This window comes from Paramylibacter ulvae (genome assembly GCF_014652655.1).
Lineage (GTDB): Bacteria > Pseudomonadota > Alphaproteobacteria > Rhodobacterales > Rhodobacteraceae > Amylibacter > Amylibacter ulvae.
Genome location: NZ_BMZF01000008.1, coordinates 26657 through 46199, shown reverse-complemented (window position 1 = coordinate 46199; position 19543 = coordinate 26657). Strand labels below are relative to the sequence as shown.

General features: G+C 47.8%; 15 protein-coding genes. 4 read left to right on the top strand and 11 right to left on the bottom strand.

Annotation, left to right across the window (positions count from 1 at the left end):
* Window positions 1-23 precede the first annotated feature (23 nt).
* Entirely contained in the window at window positions 24-1805 is a 1782-nt protein-coding gene (gene xsc, locus IE094_RS12755) for a sulfoacetaldehyde acetyltransferase (RefSeq protein ID WP_189641095.1), read from the top strand.
* 142 nt (window positions 1806-1947) lie between these two features.
* Complete coding sequence (locus IE094_RS12750; RefSeq protein ID WP_229802326.1) at window positions 1948-2940, top strand: YeiH family protein; 993 nt, start codon at window positions 1948-1950, stop codon at window positions 2938-2940.
* 285 nt (window positions 2941-3225) lie between these two features.
* Here IE094_RS12750 and IE094_RS12745 read toward each other — a convergent pair whose 3' ends face one another.
* From IE094_RS12745 to IE094_RS12735, 3 genes are all read right to left on the bottom strand, one after another.
* On the bottom strand, window positions 3226-3936 hold the full coding sequence (locus IE094_RS12745; RefSeq protein WP_189641094.1) for an SIMPL domain-containing protein: 711 nt from the start codon (window positions 3934-3936) through the stop codon (window positions 3226-3228).
* 181 nt (window positions 3937-4117) lie between these two features.
* Window positions 4118-7204 (bottom strand): efflux RND transporter permease subunit, encoded by a 3087-nt coding sequence (locus IE094_RS12740; protein ID WP_189641093.1) that lies wholly within the window; start codon window positions 7202-7204, stop codon window positions 4118-4120.
* The gene (locus tag IE094_RS12735) at window positions 7201-8340 is read right to left on the bottom strand and encodes an efflux RND transporter periplasmic adaptor subunit (protein ID WP_189641092.1); all 1140 of its coding nucleotides are present in this window, start codon (window positions 8338-8340) and stop codon (window positions 7201-7203) included. The genes IE094_RS12740 and IE094_RS12735 overlap by 4 nt, the downstream gene beginning before the upstream one ends.
* A 230-nt stretch (window positions 8341-8570) precedes the next feature.
* Between IE094_RS12735 and IE094_RS12730 the strand changes: the two genes are divergently transcribed.
* A complete protein-coding gene (locus IE094_RS12730) occupies window positions 8571-9836 on the top strand; it encodes a SulP family inorganic anion transporter (protein WP_189641091.1) in 1266 nt (421 codons plus the stop codon).
* A gap of 507 nt (window positions 9837-10343) precedes the next feature.
* A complete protein-coding gene (locus IE094_RS12725) occupies window positions 10344-10955 on the top strand; it encodes a hypothetical protein (protein ID WP_189641090.1) in 612 nt (203 codons plus the stop codon).
* A 197-nt stretch (window positions 10956-11152) separates the two neighbouring features.
* Here the strand turns inward: IE094_RS12725 and IE094_RS12720 are convergent, their stop codons facing one another.
* From IE094_RS12720 to IE094_RS12685, 8 genes are all read right to left on the bottom strand, one after another.
* On the bottom strand, window positions 11153-11569 hold the full coding sequence (locus IE094_RS12720; protein ID WP_189641089.1) for a hypothetical protein: 417 nt from the start codon (window positions 11567-11569) through the stop codon (window positions 11153-11155).
* Window positions 11566-11946, bottom strand: a complete 381-nt coding sequence (locus tag IE094_RS12715; protein WP_189641088.1) for a hypothetical protein — start codon at window positions 11944-11946, stop codon at window positions 11566-11568. The genes IE094_RS12720 and IE094_RS12715 overlap by 4 nt, the downstream gene beginning before the upstream one ends.
* Before the next feature lie 211 nt (window positions 11947-12157).
* Window positions 12158-13498 (bottom strand): hypothetical protein, encoded by a 1341-nt coding sequence (locus tag IE094_RS12710; protein ID WP_189641087.1) that lies wholly within the window; start codon window positions 13496-13498, stop codon window positions 12158-12160.
* Window positions 13495-15441 carry a site-specific integrase gene (locus tag IE094_RS12705; RefSeq protein WP_189641086.1) on the bottom strand — a complete coding sequence of 649 codons (1947 nt, stop codon included), beginning with the start codon at window positions 15439-15441 and terminating at the stop codon, window positions 13495-13497. The genes IE094_RS12710 and IE094_RS12705 overlap by 4 nt, the downstream gene beginning before the upstream one ends.
* Window positions 15442-15737: 296 nt before the next feature.
* The gene (locus IE094_RS12700) at window positions 15738-16118 is read right to left on the bottom strand and encodes a helix-turn-helix domain-containing protein (protein ID WP_189641085.1); all 381 of its coding nucleotides are present in this window, start codon (window positions 16116-16118) and stop codon (window positions 15738-15740) included.
* 194 nt (window positions 16119-16312) lie between these two features.
* Window positions 16313-18028, bottom strand: coding sequence for a PAS domain-containing hybrid sensor histidine kinase/response regulator family protein (locus IE094_RS12695; protein WP_229802325.1), 1716 nt, complete (start codon window positions 18026-18028; stop codon window positions 16313-16315).
* A gap of 500 nt (window positions 18029-18528) precedes the next feature.
* Entirely contained in the window at window positions 18529-19035 is a 507-nt protein-coding gene (locus IE094_RS12690; RefSeq protein ID WP_308429222.1) for a DUF3299 domain-containing protein, read from the bottom strand.
* A complete protein-coding gene (locus tag IE094_RS12685) occupies window positions 19032-19538 on the bottom strand; it encodes a DUF3299 domain-containing protein (RefSeq protein WP_189641082.1) in 507 nt (168 codons plus the stop codon). The genes IE094_RS12690 and IE094_RS12685 overlap by 4 nt, the downstream gene beginning before the upstream one ends.
* Between the last annotated feature and the right edge of the window lie 5 nt (window positions 19539-19543).

Below are 19543 nucleotides of genomic sequence, written 5' to 3'. Positions count from 1 at the left end.
ACATACTAAATGGAGACATGAAAATGAAAATGACAACGGAAGAAGCTTTTGTAAAAGTGCTTCAAATGCACGGTATTGACCATGCTTTTGGAATTATCGGATCCGCAATGATGCCTATTTCTGATCTATTCCCCGCAGCAGGGATCAAGTTTTTTGACTGTGCGCATGAATGTAATGCTGGCATGATGGCCGATGGTTTCACCCGTGCCTCTGGTGATATGTCAATGATGGTCGCACAAAACGGGCCGGGTATTACCAGCCTTGTTACGCCGATTAAGACTGCGTATTGGAATCACACTCCGCTTTTGGTGGTCACACCACAAGCCGCCAATAAAACGCTCGGCCAAGGTGGTTTCCAAGAAGTCGAGCAGATGGCATTGCTCGAAGATATGGTTGCCTATCAAGAAGAAGTTCGTGATCCATCGCGTATGGCAGAGGTTCTTAATCGTGTGATCTTGCAAGCAAAACGCGCCAGTGCGCCCGCTCAAATCAACATCCCACGCGATTATTGGACACAAGTTATTGATATTGATTTGCCTGCGGTGGTGGAATTCGAACGCCCCGCTGGTGGTGAAAATGCCGTTGCAGAGGCAGCCAAAATGTTGTCCGAAGCAAAATTCCCAGTGATTTTAAACGGTGCTGGTGTTGTTCTGGGTGATGCAATCGGTGATTCAATGGCCTTGGCGGAACAGCTGACCGCGCCAGTTTGCGTTGGCTATCAACATAACGATGCGTTCCCTGGTAGTCATCCGCTCTTCGCGGGCCCTTTGGGTTACAATGGCTCAAAGGCTGGAATGGAACTTATTTCAAAGGCTGATGTCGTACTTGCTCTTGGCTCTCGGTTGAATCCGTTTTCAACCTTGCCTGGTTACGGTATCGATTATTGGCCAACAGACGCCAAAATTATTCAGGTGGACATCAACCCTGACCGTATCGGCCTAACCAAACGTGTATCAGTTGGTATTGTCGGTGATTCCAAAAAAGTTGCCCAAGCCCTACTGGCGCAACTTTCCGATGATGCAGGTGATGCAGGGCGCAAAGAACGCAAAGAAACAATTGCGGACATTAAATCACGCTGGGCGCAAGAGTTAACATCGATGGATCACGAAGATGACGATCCGGGTACATCATGGAATGAACGCGCTCGCGATCGTGAACCTGGTAAAATGAGCCCGCGTATGGCGTGGCGTGCAATTCAATCTGCGCTACCCAAAAATGCAATTATCTCTTCTGATATCGGGAATAACTGCGCTATTGGTAACGCATACCCATCGTTTGAAGACGGGCGCAAATACCTTGCCCCTGGTTTGTTTGGACCTTGTGGTTACGGGTTCCCTTCGATTTGTGGCGCCAAGATTGCGTGCCCTGATATACCTGTTGTTGGGTTTGCAGGCGACGGTGCATTTGGCATTTCGATGAACGAAATGGTATCTGTAAGTCGTGACGATTGGCCTGCGATCACAATGGTGATTTTCCGCAATTACCAATGGGGTGCCGAAAAACGTAACACCACTCTTTGGTTCGATGACAACTTTGTTGGCACCGAACTTGCACAAGAAGTGAGCTATGCTGGCATTGCGCGTTCTTGTGGTGTTGAAGGTGTTGCCGTCACATCAATGGAAGAATTGACAACGGCGCTGAACACTGCTGTCACCGCACAGATGAAAGAAGGAAAAACAACCTTTATCGAAGTTTTGCTTAACCAAGAACTTGGTGAACCATTCCGTCGTGATGCGATGAAAAAACCAGTGAGCGTCGCGGGTATCGATGCTGGCGATATGCGGCCAAATCGCCGCTCCGCTTAAACTTGTCCCGAGCTGAAACAAAATTTGTTTCAGCTGCCCCTCGCCCCCTCCTTCCTCCTCCCTTCGCAAGGAGGGGGCGTCTTTTTTGATGAGACTTACTATGATGTTAGAACACACAGCTACGGCAAACTTTTCGCGTGCAATGGATATTATTCAAAAATACTGGAGAGGCTTCCTTGTATCCATCGTCGTTGCCGCCGCTGCTCAATTCTTATCGGAACACTATGGTGCACCCGCCATGTTAATGGCTCTGCTTCTCGGAATTGCGTTTCACTTTCTCGCAGAAGAAGGCGTCTGTAAACCTGGGATTGAATTTACGTCTCGTACGGTGCTGCGGTTCGGTGTGGCGTTGTTGGGTGCACGTATTTCGGTTGAGTTGATGATCGGCCTTGGCCCTCGGTTAATTGCAGTTGTCATTGCAGGCGTGGTATTGACGACGTTTTTTGGTATTTTATGCGCACGCTTTTTAGGACGCGGGTGGCGCTTTGGCTTGCTCACGGGTGGATCTGTCGCGATCTGTGGGGCGTCCGCAGCGATGGCAATTTCTGCTGTTTTGCCCAAAAACGAACATTCCGAACGTAATCTTATTTTCACGGTGTTATCGGTGACTGTTCTGTCTACAATTGCGATGATCGCTTATCCAATTTTGACTGAGATTTTTGAATTTAATGACGAAGTATCCGGCGTATTTCTGGGCGGTACAATCCATGATGTTGCACAGGTTGTGGGTGCTGGGTTCTCTGTTTCGGATGAGGCTGGCGAGGTTGCTACGCTGGTCAAATTGATCCGTGTCGCCATGTTAGCACCTATCGTTTTAGTGATTTCGATGATTGTCCGCCGTCACGCAGAAGATGGCAACACAGATGGCAAACGTCCGCCCATCCTCCCAACATTTGTGGTAGGTTTTTTGATATTTGCCACTTTGAACTCGCTTGGCTTTATTCCAGAGGTTGTTGTTGAAATCATGTCATCATTGAGCAGATGGGCATTGCTGATTTCAATTGCTGCGGTAGGAATGAAAACATCGTTGAAACGCATTCTTGATGTCGGCGGTCAGGCAATTGGGCTCATCATTGCGGAAACTGTGTTTATTGCCCTGTTTGTATTGGCAGGCGTTGCCCTGTTGGGCCATTGATAGGACACTGTATTCACGCTTGGGAGATGCTTTTATAAAACGGTGAGCAATCACCCAAAATACTGGTTCTGATCGACGGTTGCAATTCGCATCGATAGCTTGGGCGCTGCCGTCGAAAGCAGTGACGAAGACGAATTAATTTTAACAGCGGATATATCACCCGCGTAACGGCGGCATTCGAAAGGAGAATTAATATGCAAATGTTAGACAGCAGAAATATGAGCAGCGTGAATTGGTATATGCAAAAAGTCATCGAAAAGGGTGAACTTAACCGCACACCGCGATTTAATTTTCTAAGTAGAACGTGATGTTCGTGACCACACGCACCAGTTTATCCAATGCCGATGTGCTGCCCGAATGGGCGTCAATTTGAAATCCACCTTGGGACGCGGATTGAATACCACCCACAGAAACGCCCGCATTGGATGCAAACTCATTTGCCGCAATGCGCGCATTTTCCGTTGCCTCGCGCAACATGTCAGGTTTGATGTCGTTCAATTTGGTATATTCGTATCGCAGGCTGTCCTGTGCGACATCAATGCCATCTTTGGCTAAATCGAATATCGGTTGACGGGCGGGATCAATTTTTTGCGGCTCACTCGTGGTGATTTGAATGCTCCCCGATACCAAAAAATAACGGTCAATAATTTTGCCTTCGTTATCACGATCGGTGTAATCAGATTTACGCAATGGTGTGAAACGCAATTCATCATCGCTAAACCCTGCCGCAGTCAGAATATCATGAATGCGCACGCTTTTTGCTTGGGTTTGTTCAAAAACATCTGTCACCTGTGTCACATCGCGACCAAAGCTCGAAAAAGACAACAACCAGCGCCCCGTATCCGCCTGAACCACGCGTTCGGACAAGCCTTTCACACGCGCAGTATTCGCACCTGTACGTTCATTTAGGGTTGTTTGACTTACAAAATACCCTGCGGCGGCGATCCCTGCCCCCAAAAACAAACTGGCGATGATTACGGATTTATTGCCTGACATTTCTTTTCCTTAGTATGTGTAATGATCCGTTCAATATATCCAAGCGAACGATGTCCACAACCGCGTTTTGCCGGCAATATTTGCGGTTATGGTGATGTTAAAACAACGTCCAACTGTAGTGCAAACGCACTTGGCGCGGCCAAAATGATCACACGAGATACATTTCAAGTCGATCGCATTTTCATTGGACAGACACTTCTGTCTGTAAACGTTTTGCGGATGCACCAGGGGTAGCGCCCCATACGGCAATCCAACGGTAAAATATAGGTGTCAAAAACAGTGTGAAAACGGTGGCAAAGCCAAGTCCGCCAACAATCACCCAGCCAACGGCCACGCGGGCCTCTGCGCCAGCACCCGAGGTTAAAACCAATGGCAAACCGCCAAATGCGGTGGACACCATCGTCATCATCACAGGTCTGATTCGAAGGCTCAGCGCATTCCGAATGGCGGAATCAATGTCCTGCCCCGCTTCGCGCAGTTGATTGGCGAATTCTACAATCAAAATCCCATTTTTTGCCATAACCCCAATCAACATCACCAAACCGATCTGACTGTAATAATTCAACGAACCGCCCGTGAGTGATATCGCCAACAATGCCGCCGCCAATCCAAAGGGTACCGTCATCATGATCACAACAGCACTGGCAAAGCTTTCAAATTGTGCTGCCAGAACCAAAAGAACAACCAAAAGTGCCACACCAAAAACGGTGTACATTGCGTTGGTGCTGCTTTGTAAGGTTGCTGCCTCTCCGGTGAAAACAATGCGCATTCCATCGGGCAAAATTTCCTGGGCAATGTCTGTTAGGCGCGACATGGCCGTGGACATATCGGCCCCCTCGCCCAAATTGGCCTGCACGGCGACGGAAAGCGCGCCACCTTGACGCTCGATCTGGGCTTGCGTTACCACGGTTTCAAGCGATGCAATCGTTGATAACGGCACATATGCACCACCATCCAAACGCAATGACATTGATGCAATATCAGACGGATCATCAATCGGTGGACCACCGGGAACAACATTCACATCAATTTCGGTATCGTCTTCAAACACACTTACCGCAACATCACCTTGAACAAGTGCGCTTACAAGTGCCGATACTTCTGAAGACGACAACCCCATATCATTTGCGGCGACGTTATCCACAATCACCTCAAGTTGTGCATTCACACTGTCATTGGACAATTGCGGGTTCAAGAACGCCGCATCCTGCCCCATCGCAGCGACAAGATCATCCGCCGCACTGGTGATTGCTTCTACATTTGTGCCAGTCACAGCAAAGCTAAGCCCGCTACCTGCACCACGAATGTTAAGACTATTGGTTGAACGCGCACTCACTTGTAATCCTGGAACCGTGGAGAGCTGTTTACTGATTTTTGCAACCAGTTCACCTTGGGAAAAATCGCGATCTTTCCAATCTGGCAAACGCGCGATAATAAATGCGTTGGTGCCGCCGCGAACGCCAACAATGCTTTGGACCGTTTCGATTTCGCCCGTCTGGGTATAGCTGGACAAAATTTCTTCGACGTCCATCACCTGACTATCAAGGTAGTTCACCGTGGTATCACTTGCGCCGCGCGCCTGAACCAAAAAAAATCCCCGATCCTCGGCAGGTGTAACCGTTGATGGCAATGTAAATGCCGCACCAAGGGCAAAAATCACAAATGCACCTGCAATTGAGACCACGACCAATGGGGCGCGAATGGCGCGATCCATGATCTGATCAAAGCCAAGTTCAAAACGATTGCGCTCGATTGGTTCGTTGTCTTGGTTTTTCTTGGGCTTTCCCGGATCGAGCAATGCCGCCAATACAGGTGCGAGTGTGAGCGCGGTTATTGATGACAATGTCACCGCAAACGCCAATACAAAACCAAACTCGGAAAACACCCCGCCTGCTTGGCCAGGTAAAAATGAAATCGGAATGAACACCGCAGCCAGTGTAGCGGTGGTTGAAATCACGGCAAAGAAAACTTCGTTTGTTCCCGCCGCCGCGGCCGCAAATGCACCCATCCCTTCACGACGTTTACGTACGATATTTTCGATCACCACAATGGCATCATCCACCACCATCCCCGTGGCCAAAACCAACGCAAGGAGGCTGATTGTATTGACAGAAAAACCACTGATCCAGATTGCCGCAAGCGTACCAATCAATGCAACAGGTATCGTGATCGCAGGAATAAGCGTCGCACGCGCAGACCGTAAGAACAGGAAAATAACCGCAACAACAATCCCAGTGGCCATCAAAATGGATTTTACCACCTCTGATAATGACCCTTCGACAAAAATGCCGTCATCGGTGGTTATCAAAAGCTTTACGCCATCGGGCAGATCTGATTGCAGTTCCTCGACCGCCACATTGACCGCGCGCGAAATTTCAAGTGTGTTGCCCACAGATTGACGTGTAATATCAAGCCCAACAGCGGTTTGACCATTCACGCGCGTAAAAACGCTACTGTCTTCTGGAATAAGCTGCACCAAAGCAATATCGTCAATGCGTGTTGTCGCATTAACTTGCAGAGCTTCAATCATTTCAACGGTGACATTTTTACTGGCAACACTGAGGGCGAGCGTTTGGTTTTGGCTCTCGATCTCACCCAGTGGTGTGTCGTCTCGCAAATCCGTCAGTGTCTCGCTGACGTCAAAAATCGTGAGACCACGGCTCAGCAAGGACGGCATGTTTAATGTGACACGAAACTCGTTCGACCGGTTACCCCGAACGGTGACTTCGGCAATGCCATCAATGGTTGACAGGCGTTCATAAACCAAACCTTCTGCGATTTGGGTAAGTGAATCCAAACTCGCATTGCCCAAGAGAGCCAATCGAATGATCGCGTCTGCGTTGCTGTCGCTTTTGCTAACGGAGGGGTCATCAATATCATCTGGCAAGGATCGCGTTGTTTCGGAAACAATTTCGCGCGCCTCGTTTGCCGCAACATTCACATCCGTTCCATCGGTTAAATCGATGGTGATCCGGCTGGACCCAGAACTTGATTCCGATTCCATGTATGAAAGTCCGTCTAACGCACTGAGCGCGTCTTCCAGTACCTGTGTCACTTCGCGATCAACCGTGGCGGGCACGGCACCATCATATGTTGTGCGCACCGATAAAACGGGTTGATCAACATCTGGCATTTCGCGCACGTCAACACTGCTGAGCGCGGCTAATCCTGCGACAATAATCAACAGGTTAATAACGATACCAAAAATCGGGCGGGCAACGAATGTGTCGGCAAACCCTGCACGATGCATTTTTTTCTCTAGGCTCATGAATTTGGCTTTCCGGTCGCATTCGCGTCGGAAACCTGAGCACCTTCACGCAATTTAGCAGCACCTTCGGCAACGATGCTGGCACCAAGTGGCACATCTGTTTCCACCCAAATTTGGTCGCCTTCACGATATCGAATAGCAACCGAATGGCGAGACACTTTGCCATTGGTTGATACCCAAATTCCAGCCCCATTTCGATCCCACGTAATGGCCGTGGATGGCACAACGGGCAAGGGTGCGGTATCCTCATTCATCCGCACCGTGAATGTCATGCCAGACAATAACAAACCATCAGTGTTATCGATTTGCGCATGAACTGTCGCACTGCGCGTGACACTATCTAGGCGGCTATCAAATGCCGTAATTGATCCTTCGAACACGCGCCCTGCATATGTTGGTGTCCCGATAAGAACTTTTTTTCCGCGCTCTAACAAACTGATTGAACGTTCAGGCACCTCAAATTGCGCGATAAGAACCGTTGAATCATCAATCGTAACCACAGTGTCACCTGCACTTACATATGTGCCTTCTTCCAATGTCGTTAATCCCAATGTCCCCGAAATTGGGGCACGGATCGTGCGATCATCCAGCGCAACCTGCGCCAATGCCAAATTTGATTCAGCAAGTCGTAGCGCAACTTCGGCATCAGAGGCTGCAACATCAGAAATTGTTAAATTTCCACCAGAACGCAGAGAGGTATATCGATCAACTGTGGATTTTGCATCATCGCGTTCGGTTTGAGCGATTTCAACCGCTAAACGCTGGGCACGATCATCCAAGCGCAGCAATACATCGCCCTTTTCTACAAACACATTTGGCTCCATGGACACCGCAACAATTTCACCAGAATCGCTGGTAACAACATCGACATTGCTCAGTGATGTCGCACTTCCAATTGTGCGTAGAACGAGTGTATGGCTCTGCTCTTCTAATGGAGCAAGCACCACTGTGGTTGCACCACCGCCACGGCCGGATCTGCCTGCCGCTCCGTTTGCGCCCCCACCCGAAGAAGCGGTCGTTTCGTTGGAATCCGAAAATCCTATCGTTTTCACAATGCGATCAGGAATTCCAAAGGTGAACACATAGGCCACAATCAATATGGCAGCCCCTGCGAGTATTGATAAGAGTTGTTTCACGCAAAATCCCCTTAGCGGTACAAAAAGTTTAAACATCAAGTGTTGCTTAATCTCATACGCGGGTCAAAAACCTTTCCGTCGAAAAAAGTTTACGATTTTGGCGTGAGTTTAACCATAAGAGATTAATTAGTACGAGTGCGGTGGACGACGCCACTCATTAGGACAGTTTGGTCACAGTCTGTGCTTCATAATCAGTTGCAATTTCAGGTTCGATTGTCTTAAATTTTTATATGAAGCCAAAAATTCTAACAACTCTAGCCACATATGATCGTACCCAGTTTGCCAGCGACCTGTTCGCAGGCGTATCGGTAGCGATGGTCGCGTTACCTTTAAGTCTTGCAATCGCAATAGCGTCAGGTGCAGGTCCAGAAAAAGGCTTAGTTACCGCAATCGTAGCTGGGTTTTTAATCTCGCTCTTGGGGGGGAGTCGAGTACAAATTGGAGGCCCGACGGGTGCGTTTATCGTGGTCGTCTTTGGTGTAATCGCTGAGCATGGTTATGATGGACTCGTTTTGGCGACCTTCATGGCGGGATTGATCATGCTAATCGCTGGGTTTTGTCGCGCCGGCAGCTTAGTGGCCTATGTTCCAGAGGCCGTGATAAATGGGTTTACGATTGGGATCGCTGTTATCATCGCAACGAGCCAGATAAAAGATATGTTCGGGCTTGCGATCGAAGACGTACCAGCAGAATTCGTAGAAAAGATTGATGTTCTCTGGGCGGCGCGAGAAACTCTAAATCCCCATGCATTGGCGATTGGGCTCGCGACAATGATATTCATTGTTTTGCTGAGGCGATTGGCGCCAAAATTTCCAGGTCTGATCGTTGCCGTCGGAATGACCTCGGCTGTTGTGGTTGTGGCGGCACTGCCAGTGAACACAATCTTTTCACAGTTTGGAGAATTACCAAGGACTCTACCAATACCGGCACTTCCCGACATCAGTGTTTCGCGTATGATAGAATTGCTCCCTTCTGCTCTTATTATCGCATTCCTTGCCAGCATTGAATCCTTATTGTCCGCGATGGTTGCTGACAAAATGATCGGAGGCCATCACAGACCCAATGCAGAAGTATTGGCCCAAGGTTTTGCCAATGTCGGATCCGCTCTGTTTGGCGGACTGCCAGCAACAGGAGCCATTGCGCGAACCGCAACGAATGTGCGCGCTGGCGGCAAGACACCTGTCGCAGGTATCGTTCATGCCTTAACCATTTTACTCATCATGATTTTAGCCGCACCCCTTGCAGGGTTAATGGCAATGCCAGCTCTTGCTGGATTGCTTATCCTGACAGCATGGAACATGAGTGAACCGCACAAATGGCGCGGCTATGTACAGACACGGACCTCCGACAAGGTTCTACTCATTTTAACCTTGGTTCTCACTGTCTTCTCTGACTTAACTGTCGCTATCGGTGTTGGTGTTCTCTTGGGGCTTGCCTTGCGCTTGCGTCATGGCAATGCAGAATTAGAAGAAGATTGGATTCCACCTGATCGATAAAAAATTAGATGAGAACACTATTTGTGCAGCCAGAAATGCACAAAACCTCCAGCTGTACAGCCACTGAAATACTCAACAAAGCGGATTAATTTAACCTAAATAAATCCGCGAGCTGGGTTTATGCTGCTCTGACGTCAACGCCTTTGGAACAAATATGAGCATTTGAATAATGGAGAGTCTCCGGTTCATCTTAACAATTGGAAATTAAGCATGAAAAAGAAATCAATGTAGTCGAAAACGGCTAAATAGTTAAATAAAAAAATTTATTTTACCAACTGAACATTCACAATAACCCGATAAAAAACACGTATTTTTCAACATGAAGGCTTCAAATTTGCGGAGAGCCAGTTCCGATTTTTATCTTTTTTGAAAAAAACTTACTCAATCCGCTTCCTGCTTTTTTAAAGAACCTAATATGTTCCATAGGATCACTCAAATTCTTGGATGATCTCATAAATTAAACCGCTGTGAACCCATATTCACAGCCTAAATTCAGGAAAAAAATTGATGAATATCATCATTGAAGAACCAAAAAAACCAGGCCTTAACGATATCCCAGGTGCTGCTATTTACCGTGCTGAATTAGACTATGTCTACGAGATGTGTAGTGACGCTCAGCTTATCTCAAAACTTTCCTTTGGAATGCACAGCGCCGCGAATAAACTTGTTAATTTTGAAGATCAGATATCGGGATCGAGTGCCTTTCTGGAAGCATATATCAACCACGCATTATCGTATGAGCACCTCTTAAAACGTGAAAACTTTCAAATTTTTAAAGCCTCTGTTGAAGATACTTGGTTTTCGAACAGAACTTCCGCTTACTTCCTAAAAGCGTTAAGTGTCGAGGAGGTTTCTCATGTCGTTGTCGATTTAGCGCTTGCTTGGCAGTTCGAGTATAAAGCCACTTATGAACAAATGATGGAATATCTCGCAATCCAAAACGTTGCTTTATTTACTGCGGCAGCAACTCCGGGTAGAGAAAAAAGCTTTCTTTCGGAAGACTATCGTTTCGCCCGCGGTTCAGTAGAATGCGATGCTTTACACGAATTGGAAGCAAAATATGGTGTGATCGATGGAGATCTCTTTGGCGCAAAGACAACTACAGGCGAGATTGAATAGGTTATGTTTTCGAACATCGTGTAATTGTTTATTGTAATATAATATGCCTCCCGCACACCTATCCTGTTCGATATGGTAAATGGGGGTGGATATTCGTGCACGTAGCCTCGGCGTATCCAGTTAGTTTACTAGAAAAACATGTCTCAAAACCTGAATCCCGCGATCAAACACCGCGGGGTTCATTTGTTTTGTAATGATCAGGGCAACTCTTTCAAAACCCAGTTATGGAAATGGATTGCGGCTTTCACATCATGGATGTTTTGATGAAGTGCGGTGAGTGATTTCCATTCTTCTGCGAGCTGTCGCAGTGCTTCTTGAAGTGGGTCAACAACCTCATGATCATGGGTCGATTGGGACAGTGCGACATCGCCGTAGCCCTGCACCATGGCGTTGAGCTCAGCGCGGATGTAACCGCCCATTTCCTGGATGATATCCCTGTCCTTGGCGGTAAGGATTTCGCACTCCAAAAGCCGCGCTATCGTTGGTGCAAAGCCATTGTAGCGTAAGCCAGGCGTCTGATCACAACAGTTTTCCCAAGCTTGGGCAAAGCAACGCCCCGCTTGAATTGCAGGCAAGACATATTCATCCAAACGGTCATAAAGGGTCGTTCTCATAACAAGCCCCCTTTTTGCAACAGTGGAATGTTTTCAGCTTTGCCAAGGCGCATCAGCACATCGTTAAATCCGTCGCTTAGCAGACAAATATCCTCGATAATCGGCGTTTCGGGATGGGGCATCACATCAGACGATGGATGATTGCCATAGGGGTTGTGCGCTTCATCATCAAAGTACAGAAAGCTGCGCAGCTGGTTCAGTTCATTGATCATATAGCGCGTCAGCTTTGGTGCCATTGCAACGCGGTCGAGTAAGTGTTGTGTGCGGCGCAGCGCGCGCCCTCCGCCCAAGAGGGAGGAGATGTTTTGCAAAACCTCTTGATGGGTCAGTGCAAATTCCCGCAGCTCGTTCAGCGGATCGTTGAGAAAATCGAACATATGATGTTCCTTTTTTGGTGCCAGAGGCGGTATTACCTTGGCTCAAGAACGGCTTGGTTTTTCCTTTCGGTTTGGCGTCACGATTGATGTTTAATATTGGCACCACCCAATATTGGTTCAGTTTATTTTGAGGCTTCAGAAGGTTTGAACCTCTGCGCGATCTCACAAAGAAGATTGCGCAGAGATTCAAATCGGATGGGAATTCATCTGTTTATAGCTTAGCTTTGACGGTCTCGCGGATGTCTTTCCAAGTTTGATCCGCCACATCATTTTCACACAGAATGCTATACTCTTTGCCGGCCTCAAACGTGGAATGCCCAAGATGGGTTCTAATGGTATTTGGCGCCGTTTCTGGATCATGTAGCCGCAGGTAATCCGCCGCCAATGTGCGCAAATCATGGCTGGGTATGCCAATTGCTTCCTTGATAAGCTGGCTTGGCAATTTTGATGCCAAACACCTATCCTCTAAGGTCAACCAGTTTGCCCCTTGCAACGTATCATAGCGCTGATGAATCGTGCGATCAGGGCGCCCGCCAAGGATGAGTTCATCAAGTATTTCCGAGACCTCTTCCCACAATAAACCCGCTTCAGTTTCCACACTTGTCTTTTGTTGCTCCCAAACCAGCTCCCACAAACCACTGGGATGACGGATCAAGTTAACACCAATCACCCAGCGCGCCACATCGCTGGTTCTTGCAGGCTTGTTCATGTGAACCGCTAACAGCGCAACCATTTGCAGCAACCTTTGTTTTTGCAATGTCCACCCTGCCCGCGCGGCTGCCGCTGATCGCAATTGTCCCGCGGTTTCCGCAATAAATGCAAACCCACCCTGTGCCATGATCGTCTGCAGCCTTGGCAGCTTTTCTTTATCCTCAAATTTTGCATCGGTCAGATGCTGTTGAATAAGGCTATTTAAACTCGCGACTGTGACCCCGTCTGCTTCACTGTATTTTTCTAAAGCGAGCAATCCACCGAGATAGCCTGCAATGGTTTTATGTTTAATACCCCGCTTGCGCAGTTCTTGTGCCAATAAATACCCCGTCAGATAATCCAAGGTTGCATCAGCGCCCGCAACCAACAGTAAATCAGCACAGCGCGAGATTGATGCGATATGGCGTTTCTTTGTGGCCGGCCTAAGGTTTGGCGCATGATAAATGCCGACGTATTTAGCCTGCCAAGCAGCGGGCCACTTTGAAGGAGCGGTTTCAGGAATCACTGCACCTTCATTAGGTCGATCTTGAGTTTGCGCCTCAGTACGTGCGCGATAATAGTCCCGACGCAAATCGCGCCCCGCAGCAGTACAGATTTGTGGTGCATAAGTTTCAAGAGATTTTAGTAACGTGGCTAAGGTTGATTCAGATTTTGCCGCATCCGTAAACACCGCTGTGGACGGGTTGTCATGCGCTTCACCACGCAATTCCAGCGCATCAAAGAACCGCCCCATCACCGATACCGCGCCAGGCTCTAAGGGGTGACTTTGCGCCAAGACTGCATTTTGCACCGCCAGTGGTGCCGAGGCCATACGCTCCTCAACCGTTAATCTATGTTTCATTTTCTATGTTCTCTGTTTTTCATTCGATTTAATACGCCCGGGTGCTGAGCTTTAATCGCCTTCAGAACATCACAGGCTGCCTGCTCACCACTATCGCGCCCATAGTGGCTCATGACTGTTTCAGTCGTATCTCCAAGGACAGACGCCACCTTTGAAAAATTACCAGGTTCGATCGCAAGAATGAGCGTGGCAACTACATGTCGTGATTCATGTGGTGTCAGATTAAGACCAATTATTTTGGCACCATCATCCCAAAGCTCCGACATCGTACTTGGGCTTACACAACCCCTTGGTAGCGAGATGTTGCCCTTTCCCAATCGTGGCGTCGCATCTCCTGGCAGCACATATACACTGTCAGCGATACCCCGCAGTTCACAATACCGCAGCCGATATTTCGATAACCATTTCTCAAGTATCAGCGCTTCTGCACCCAGCAGATGCACAACAATGACTTTGCTGTTTTTAACCTCGTTCTCTTTGAATGTCAGACGCGCGTGTTTACGATTGTCCAGCCATTCCACATTCCCAAGCAAATCCTCACTTGCACGATGACGCAGACGTATAAGGTTTGAGGTACGGATCGGACGCGAGACCTGTACTGCAAAGGCAACAGCGGTAGCATAAAGACGCAATGCGCGTTGCTCAGCCTCGTCATTATCCTGTTCGCGTGCAGCAGTGATCCGTTTTTCCGCTATATCTGCAATTGTTTGGGGAGCATTCACAAAGTTCGCTGCAAGATGTGGATGACGTTGTATAACCCGACATACTTCATCAGCATGTTCCGATCTACGACGCTTGCGCTCATTATGACCTTGACCGTGTTGGCCACGAAGCAAATTAATGTGTAAGATAAGGTCTTCATTCTTCAATCCATGTGTGGCTAAGGTCCGCAAAGCAGTTAGGCGTGACATCAAAGATTGCGTTTTGTTTGCATCCTTTAACGTAGACGAGTTTTTACTTCGTTCAATTTGCTGATCACAAGCCGCACGCATGATCTCAAGGCTCATCAAGCTTTCCAAATCCGCAAACTGATTGCGATCCATCCCTAATTCCTCGGCGGCGCGCACAAGCCATGTCACAGCACTCTTATAACCAGCCTTCGCCGCTTCTGCATTCTGAGGCACAACGCGTTTGTCTGTCATCAAAAGAGTAAGTTCTTTTCTCACTTGATCTTTATCTTCACCGGCATGGATGCGAGCGATATGTGCCGCTGAGATGGTTTCAGGTGTTGCCAACATTGCGTCCATTACGGTTTCCACCGATACGCGCAGTTCTTGTGGTAAGCTGCTCCACAAAATGCGCTTTGCCCGATCAGACCCTGCGGGAACGATAAATGGTTTTGTGGGGATCAATCCCATAAACGCGGGATGATCGCCAAATTCTGTGATCAACCGATTTAAAAATCGAACACCTTTCGTGATGGCGCGGCGTTTTTCAGATTTCGCGACTTTAACGATGCGATCAACCTCCCCTTGGCAGAGATCAACGGGTGCAACACTTGCCCGTGCGCGCAAAGAAGTCAGTGTTCGCGATTGCCCAGTTGTAAAAACCGCACCGCGATCCGCAAACCCTTCAAAGGCTTGAACCGCCATTATCAATTGTGTCCACTCTTCGCGCCCAACTTGCTTTGGCATGTTTCCACGATCTGCGTGAAAGCGTTTCAGTAATGAGCGCAACCGCGAGTTAGCCCGCTTGCGCAGTACTTCCAGATCTTTTGACTTCGATACCGTCCCATAAGGTGATGTTGCGATTTTAATTTCAAAATACTGTAGATCGGCGGAGATAGAACCGAGATCTTGGTCACAAAGGCCAAGGCGAGCAGGCACTTTCTTTAATTCACATATGCTGCCATAAGGTTCCCCATTCTCTTCGGCCCATTTCAAAACCTCTGATAAAAATATGGTTGTCCCAACCTTGAATCCTTTGTTGTTTAGAATTGTCATTTTGCTCTCCTATTTAAAAAATGTGGTTTGTCGTCCACGGCGTTCACAAGAAACGACCTGAACGACAAACCACATGGAGAAAGCGCACCGATTGGAGCCCAGTGAGATACCCAATTTATACGCAGCGTAAAAATTCTTCAGAACCTGCCTATTTGCACAGTCTGTCGTCGAAACGCAGGGATTTACAAACAGGCCAACAAACATAACCCCAATTCCTGTTTGGGGGCCTTTGTGCAAAATATTTCCAAAAGAATGCTCTGTCGCGAATACGCATGTCATATCTGTGTAAAACACCATCATGGCAGGTCCCGCTGAGACGCGGCCGACAAGTCAAAGCCATATTCAGTTTTAAGCCAGCATGACGCGTCATGCTTATTGATACGCACATTGGCAAATACATTGCGTGTTGGTAGCCCAGCATCAATCCAACGTTCAATCGTACGCACACTATGCCCTGTTAGAGTTCCGAGCTCTGCCTTGTTTAACAAGGGTATTTTATAGAGCGCACAGCGCCTCCCGCGCGGCATTGGCCCCTGCTCACATCCCCAAATCACTTCCCAGCTAAATCTATAATCGCGCAGCACCGTGTGCCCAATAATTTTGCCCGCACGCGCATACCGACGCACCGTCGCACTCGTCAGTCCAAAATGTAGGGCGGTTTCATATGTGGTTAACATTTCTATTCCTTTTCATGGCTGAAAAGGAATTGGGTCTGAGAAAACTGATGTCCAAATTTTGTGAAGAAATTTATTAGCGAGGCCAATGTTCTTAAAGTTTTGTACTAAGTTTTGCGAAATTCAGAAAAATAAAAAAGTAATCACTTCAAACTGGCTCTAAAGAAATTAAACACCCCTCGAAACCCAAGAAAAAATCAATCACGCGAAAGTGCCTTGTTGATTGCCCGCAGAAGATCCGTACGACCGAATGGTTTCATCAAACGAATATCTGTCGCGCGAAGCCCATTCCCATGAACGGTCGCCTCTGCAGCATACCCAGACATATATATTACCGGCAAGTCAGGTTTGGTTTTTCGTAGCTCCTTGGACAAGGTTGTGCCCTGCAACTCTCCTGGCATCACAATATCGGTCAACAACAGATCAACGGCGGGGTTTTCCACGAACTTGGCATATGCTTCGTCGCCTGAAACCGCATCCACAATATGAAAGCCCGCTTTCATCAGCATGCTGCGATAGGCCGTCAAAGCCTGAATATTATCGTCCACCATTAAAATTGTTGGACGATCATCTACGTTGCGCTTTGGCGAGGTGGTATTAGTTGTTTTTTCAACAACTTCTGCGCGTTCGCACGCAGGAAAGTAGAGCTTGAACGTCGTACCAACATCCAACTCTGAATAAACACGCACAGTACCCCCTGATTGGCGCATGAATCCTTCTAACATAGAAAGCCCAAGCCCCGAGCCAGAACCTACGGCTTTCGTGGTAAAAAAAGGCTCGAAAATGGCTTCTAAGTTTTCCGTTTCAATACCCTGCCCTGTATCGCTTACAGCTAACAATACATATCGCCCCGGCGCAATTTCTTCGCCGCGCAGTTCAACGTAATCATCATCAACGCGCACATTGGACGTCTCAATCGTCAGCTTGCCGCCGTTAGGCATCGCGTCGCGCGCATTAAGTATCAGATTTAACAAGCCACTCTCAGTCGAACTTCTATCGGCCTCTATGGGCCATAGGCCAGCGAGCAGGGACGTTTCGATTTCGATCGCTGCGGATAACGTGCGCCCCGTCCAACTTTTCAAATTTAGAATGAGCTGGTTTAATTCGATAACTGCTGGTTCCAACCGTGATTTTCGCGCAAAGCTAAGCATATTACGTGTGAGCTCTGCGCCACGTTGGGATGCTTCCATTCCATTTTGAATCAATTGTTTATGTTCAGGATTGTTGACCTCGTCTTTCAACAATTCGAGATTACCCATGATAATCGCTAGTAAATTGTTGAAATCATGGGCAATACCACCAGTTAAGGTTCCGATTGCTTCCATTTTCTGAGTTTGATTTAGTTTTGCCTCTAAATCTATGCGCTCTGAAATGTCGGATGTGGTTCCGTTAAACCGAATTGCCCGTCCTGTTTCGTCAACCACAGACTGTCCAATTGCAAGGAACCATTTATATCGCCCCGACTTGGTTCTGAAACGGTGTTCGTTTATATACCCTACGGAGGGATCGGCCAAATGAGCCTTCAGTTTCCTGTGATATTGTTCTTTGTCGTCGGGATGCAATAAATTTGTGGTTGTACCGTTCATCGCCTGTTTTAATTCATCTGATGAATAACCCAAACTTTCTGCAAACCCCGGTGACATGTAGAGCGCATCTGAATCGATATCCCAATCCCAAACAAATGAACGTTTTGTTGCCAGCAAAAAGCGTTCTTCGCTTAATTTCAGGATGTCGTATAGTTTTTCTTTTTCTTCAAGCTCCAGATGCAACCGTTTGTGCGTCGCTCTGACAACGTGATCTACGGATGCAACGATAAGGCCAAGAACAATGCCCACAATAATTGGAACAGGATATTCCTTGGGCGATCCAAAATTGCCATGCTGCAAAAATACTGCAACTTGCAATATTGCCATCGCCAGCAATACACATATCGCAACCCTTGGAAACGAAATCTGATTTTTCACCCGATCAAGCTTCGTTTCATTTTGGCGACGGTCATCATTCACATTCAATACATTCCCGCGTTATTCTTAACGTGACAGTTAGCCTCCAGATTCGCCAATGTGCCCATGTTATTAATATTACCAAACTGTTTTTTGAAACATATTGCAAGGAATACAATATGTTAAAACCATATTTTAACAATGGTAGCAGTTAAAATTTACACAATAAATGTGGAATTGATGCAAACGAACCTGTGTCTCAGGGACCTATCACTGATAAGAAGCAAATTTCTTTGGGCCGATCATCGCTTCATACGGGGCTTTGTGTGGTCAATGAACGATTTAGTTTTCGGCCAACACCTGCGTCAAAATTGGTGATGGCGGGTAGCGCGGGTAAAGATGACGAACCGACAGAAGCGGCAAAAATTGCTATTCGCACGGCGTTTTGCGCTTCGGTAGTACGGTGATTATTAATCGCCGTATGGTTCGATACGATCAGCAGACAAAGCATAGGCAATTTCCGCAAGCTGTGTCGTTGTGGACGCTGTGCCAAACATCCCCGTCACATTCACAGGTTCATACAGCCCCGAACTTTCATAGGGTGTTTCTGTGGTAACGAACACCAACTGATTTGCAGGGGGTGGTGGTACGTGCACGCAGGCACCAACAAATGGCACCAATATAAACGCGGTGACGCCGGTGCCCGAATAATCGATGGGCACAATAAAACCGCGCAAGCGTACAGTCTGGCCATTCCAATCGCTGCGCACACCCGTTGATTGTGGTTGTTTGCCACGCGGAGTGGATTGGCTATGCTGTGTAAGCTCTTGAATTTCCTGCGGTATAATTACCTGCCCTTTTGGTACTAAATCTGTCCACTCAAGATCAACATATTCCTCGGCAGCATTGGCAAAAGGTGGGATAACACTGATCCCACATAGCCCCGCCAATACGGACCGTCGATGTATTCGGGTCATTCCCATACATAGATCTCCATTTTATCCGCAGCCAATGTATAACCTGTTTCGGCCACCTCGGTGGTTTGTAATTCATGGCGAATTTCGCCAGTGACCCAGACGGCCTCCCACATATCTTTGCTTGGCCAAGCCTTTTGTGTTGTCACAAACACCAACTGATTTGGCGGCGGCGGTGGGGTATGAATACAGGCACCGACATAGGGCACCAAAACAAAGCTACTTACACCGCCCACAGACATTTCCATGGGGATGATAAAACCAGGCATCTTGATATATGCCCCGTCAAATGCAGGGTTTAGCTTGGTCGCATTTTCATCAAAAATCGGGTTCCATGTATCGTTTTGTTCATCCATTTCACCTTCGCCGATAATCTCGGAATACGGAACACCGGGGGGGATCAAATCATCCCATTTGATTTCCCGCGCTTCAACTGCCCATGCAACACGTGGCAACGCGGCGCTTGCAGCGGCGCTTGTAATCAATTGACGACGTGACAATTGCATTATCC

Excerpts from the sequence above, each read along its gene's own strand:
- xsc (WP_189641095.1), top strand. The coding sequence starts at position 24 with ATGAAAATGACAACGGAAGAAGCTTTTGTAAAAGTGCTTCAAATGCAC.
- IE094_RS12750 (WP_229802326.1), top strand. The coding sequence starts at position 1,948 with ATGGATATTATTCAAAAATACTGGAGAGGCTTCCTTGTATCCATCGTC.
- IE094_RS12745 (WP_189641094.1), bottom strand. The coding sequence starts at position 3,936 with ATGTCAGGCAATAAATCCGTAATCATCGCCAGTTTGTTTTTGGGGGCA.
- IE094_RS12740 (WP_189641093.1), bottom strand. The coding sequence starts at position 7,204 with ATGAGCCTAGAGAAAAAAATGCATCGTGCAGGGTTTGCCGACACATTC.
- IE094_RS12730 (WP_189641091.1), top strand. The coding sequence starts at position 8,571 with ATGAAGCCAAAAATTCTAACAACTCTAGCCACATATGATCGTACCCAG.
- IE094_RS12725 (WP_189641090.1), top strand. The coding sequence starts at position 10,344 with ATGAATATCATCATTGAAGAACCAAAAAAACCAGGCCTTAACGATATC.
- IE094_RS12720 (WP_189641089.1), bottom strand. The coding sequence starts at position 11,569 with ATGAGAACGACCCTTTATGACCGTTTGGATGAATATGTCTTGCCTGCA.
- IE094_RS12715 (WP_189641088.1), bottom strand. The coding sequence starts at position 11,946 with ATGTTCGATTTTCTCAACGATCCGCTGAACGAGCTGCGGGAATTTGCA.
- IE094_RS12710 (WP_189641087.1), bottom strand. The coding sequence starts at position 13,498 with ATGAAACATAGATTAACGGTTGAGGAGCGTATGGCCTCGGCACCACTG.
- IE094_RS12705 (WP_189641086.1), bottom strand. The coding sequence starts at position 15,441 with ATGACAATTCTAAACAACAAAGGATTCAAGGTTGGGACAACCATATTT.
- IE094_RS12700 (WP_189641085.1), bottom strand. The coding sequence starts at position 16,118 with ATGTTAACCACATATGAAACCGCCCTACATTTTGGACTGACGAGTGCG.
- IE094_RS12695 (WP_229802325.1), bottom strand. The coding sequence starts at position 18,028 with ATGGCAATATTGCAAGTTGCAGTATTTTTGCAGCATGGCAATTTTGGA.
- IE094_RS12690 (WP_308429222.1), bottom strand. The coding sequence starts at position 19,035 with ATGACCCGAATACATCGACGGTCCGTATTGGCGGGGCTATGTGGGATC.
- IE094_RS12685 (WP_189641082.1), bottom strand. The coding sequence starts at position 19,538 with ATGCAATTGTCACGTCGTCAATTGATTACAAGCGCCGCTGCAAGCGCC.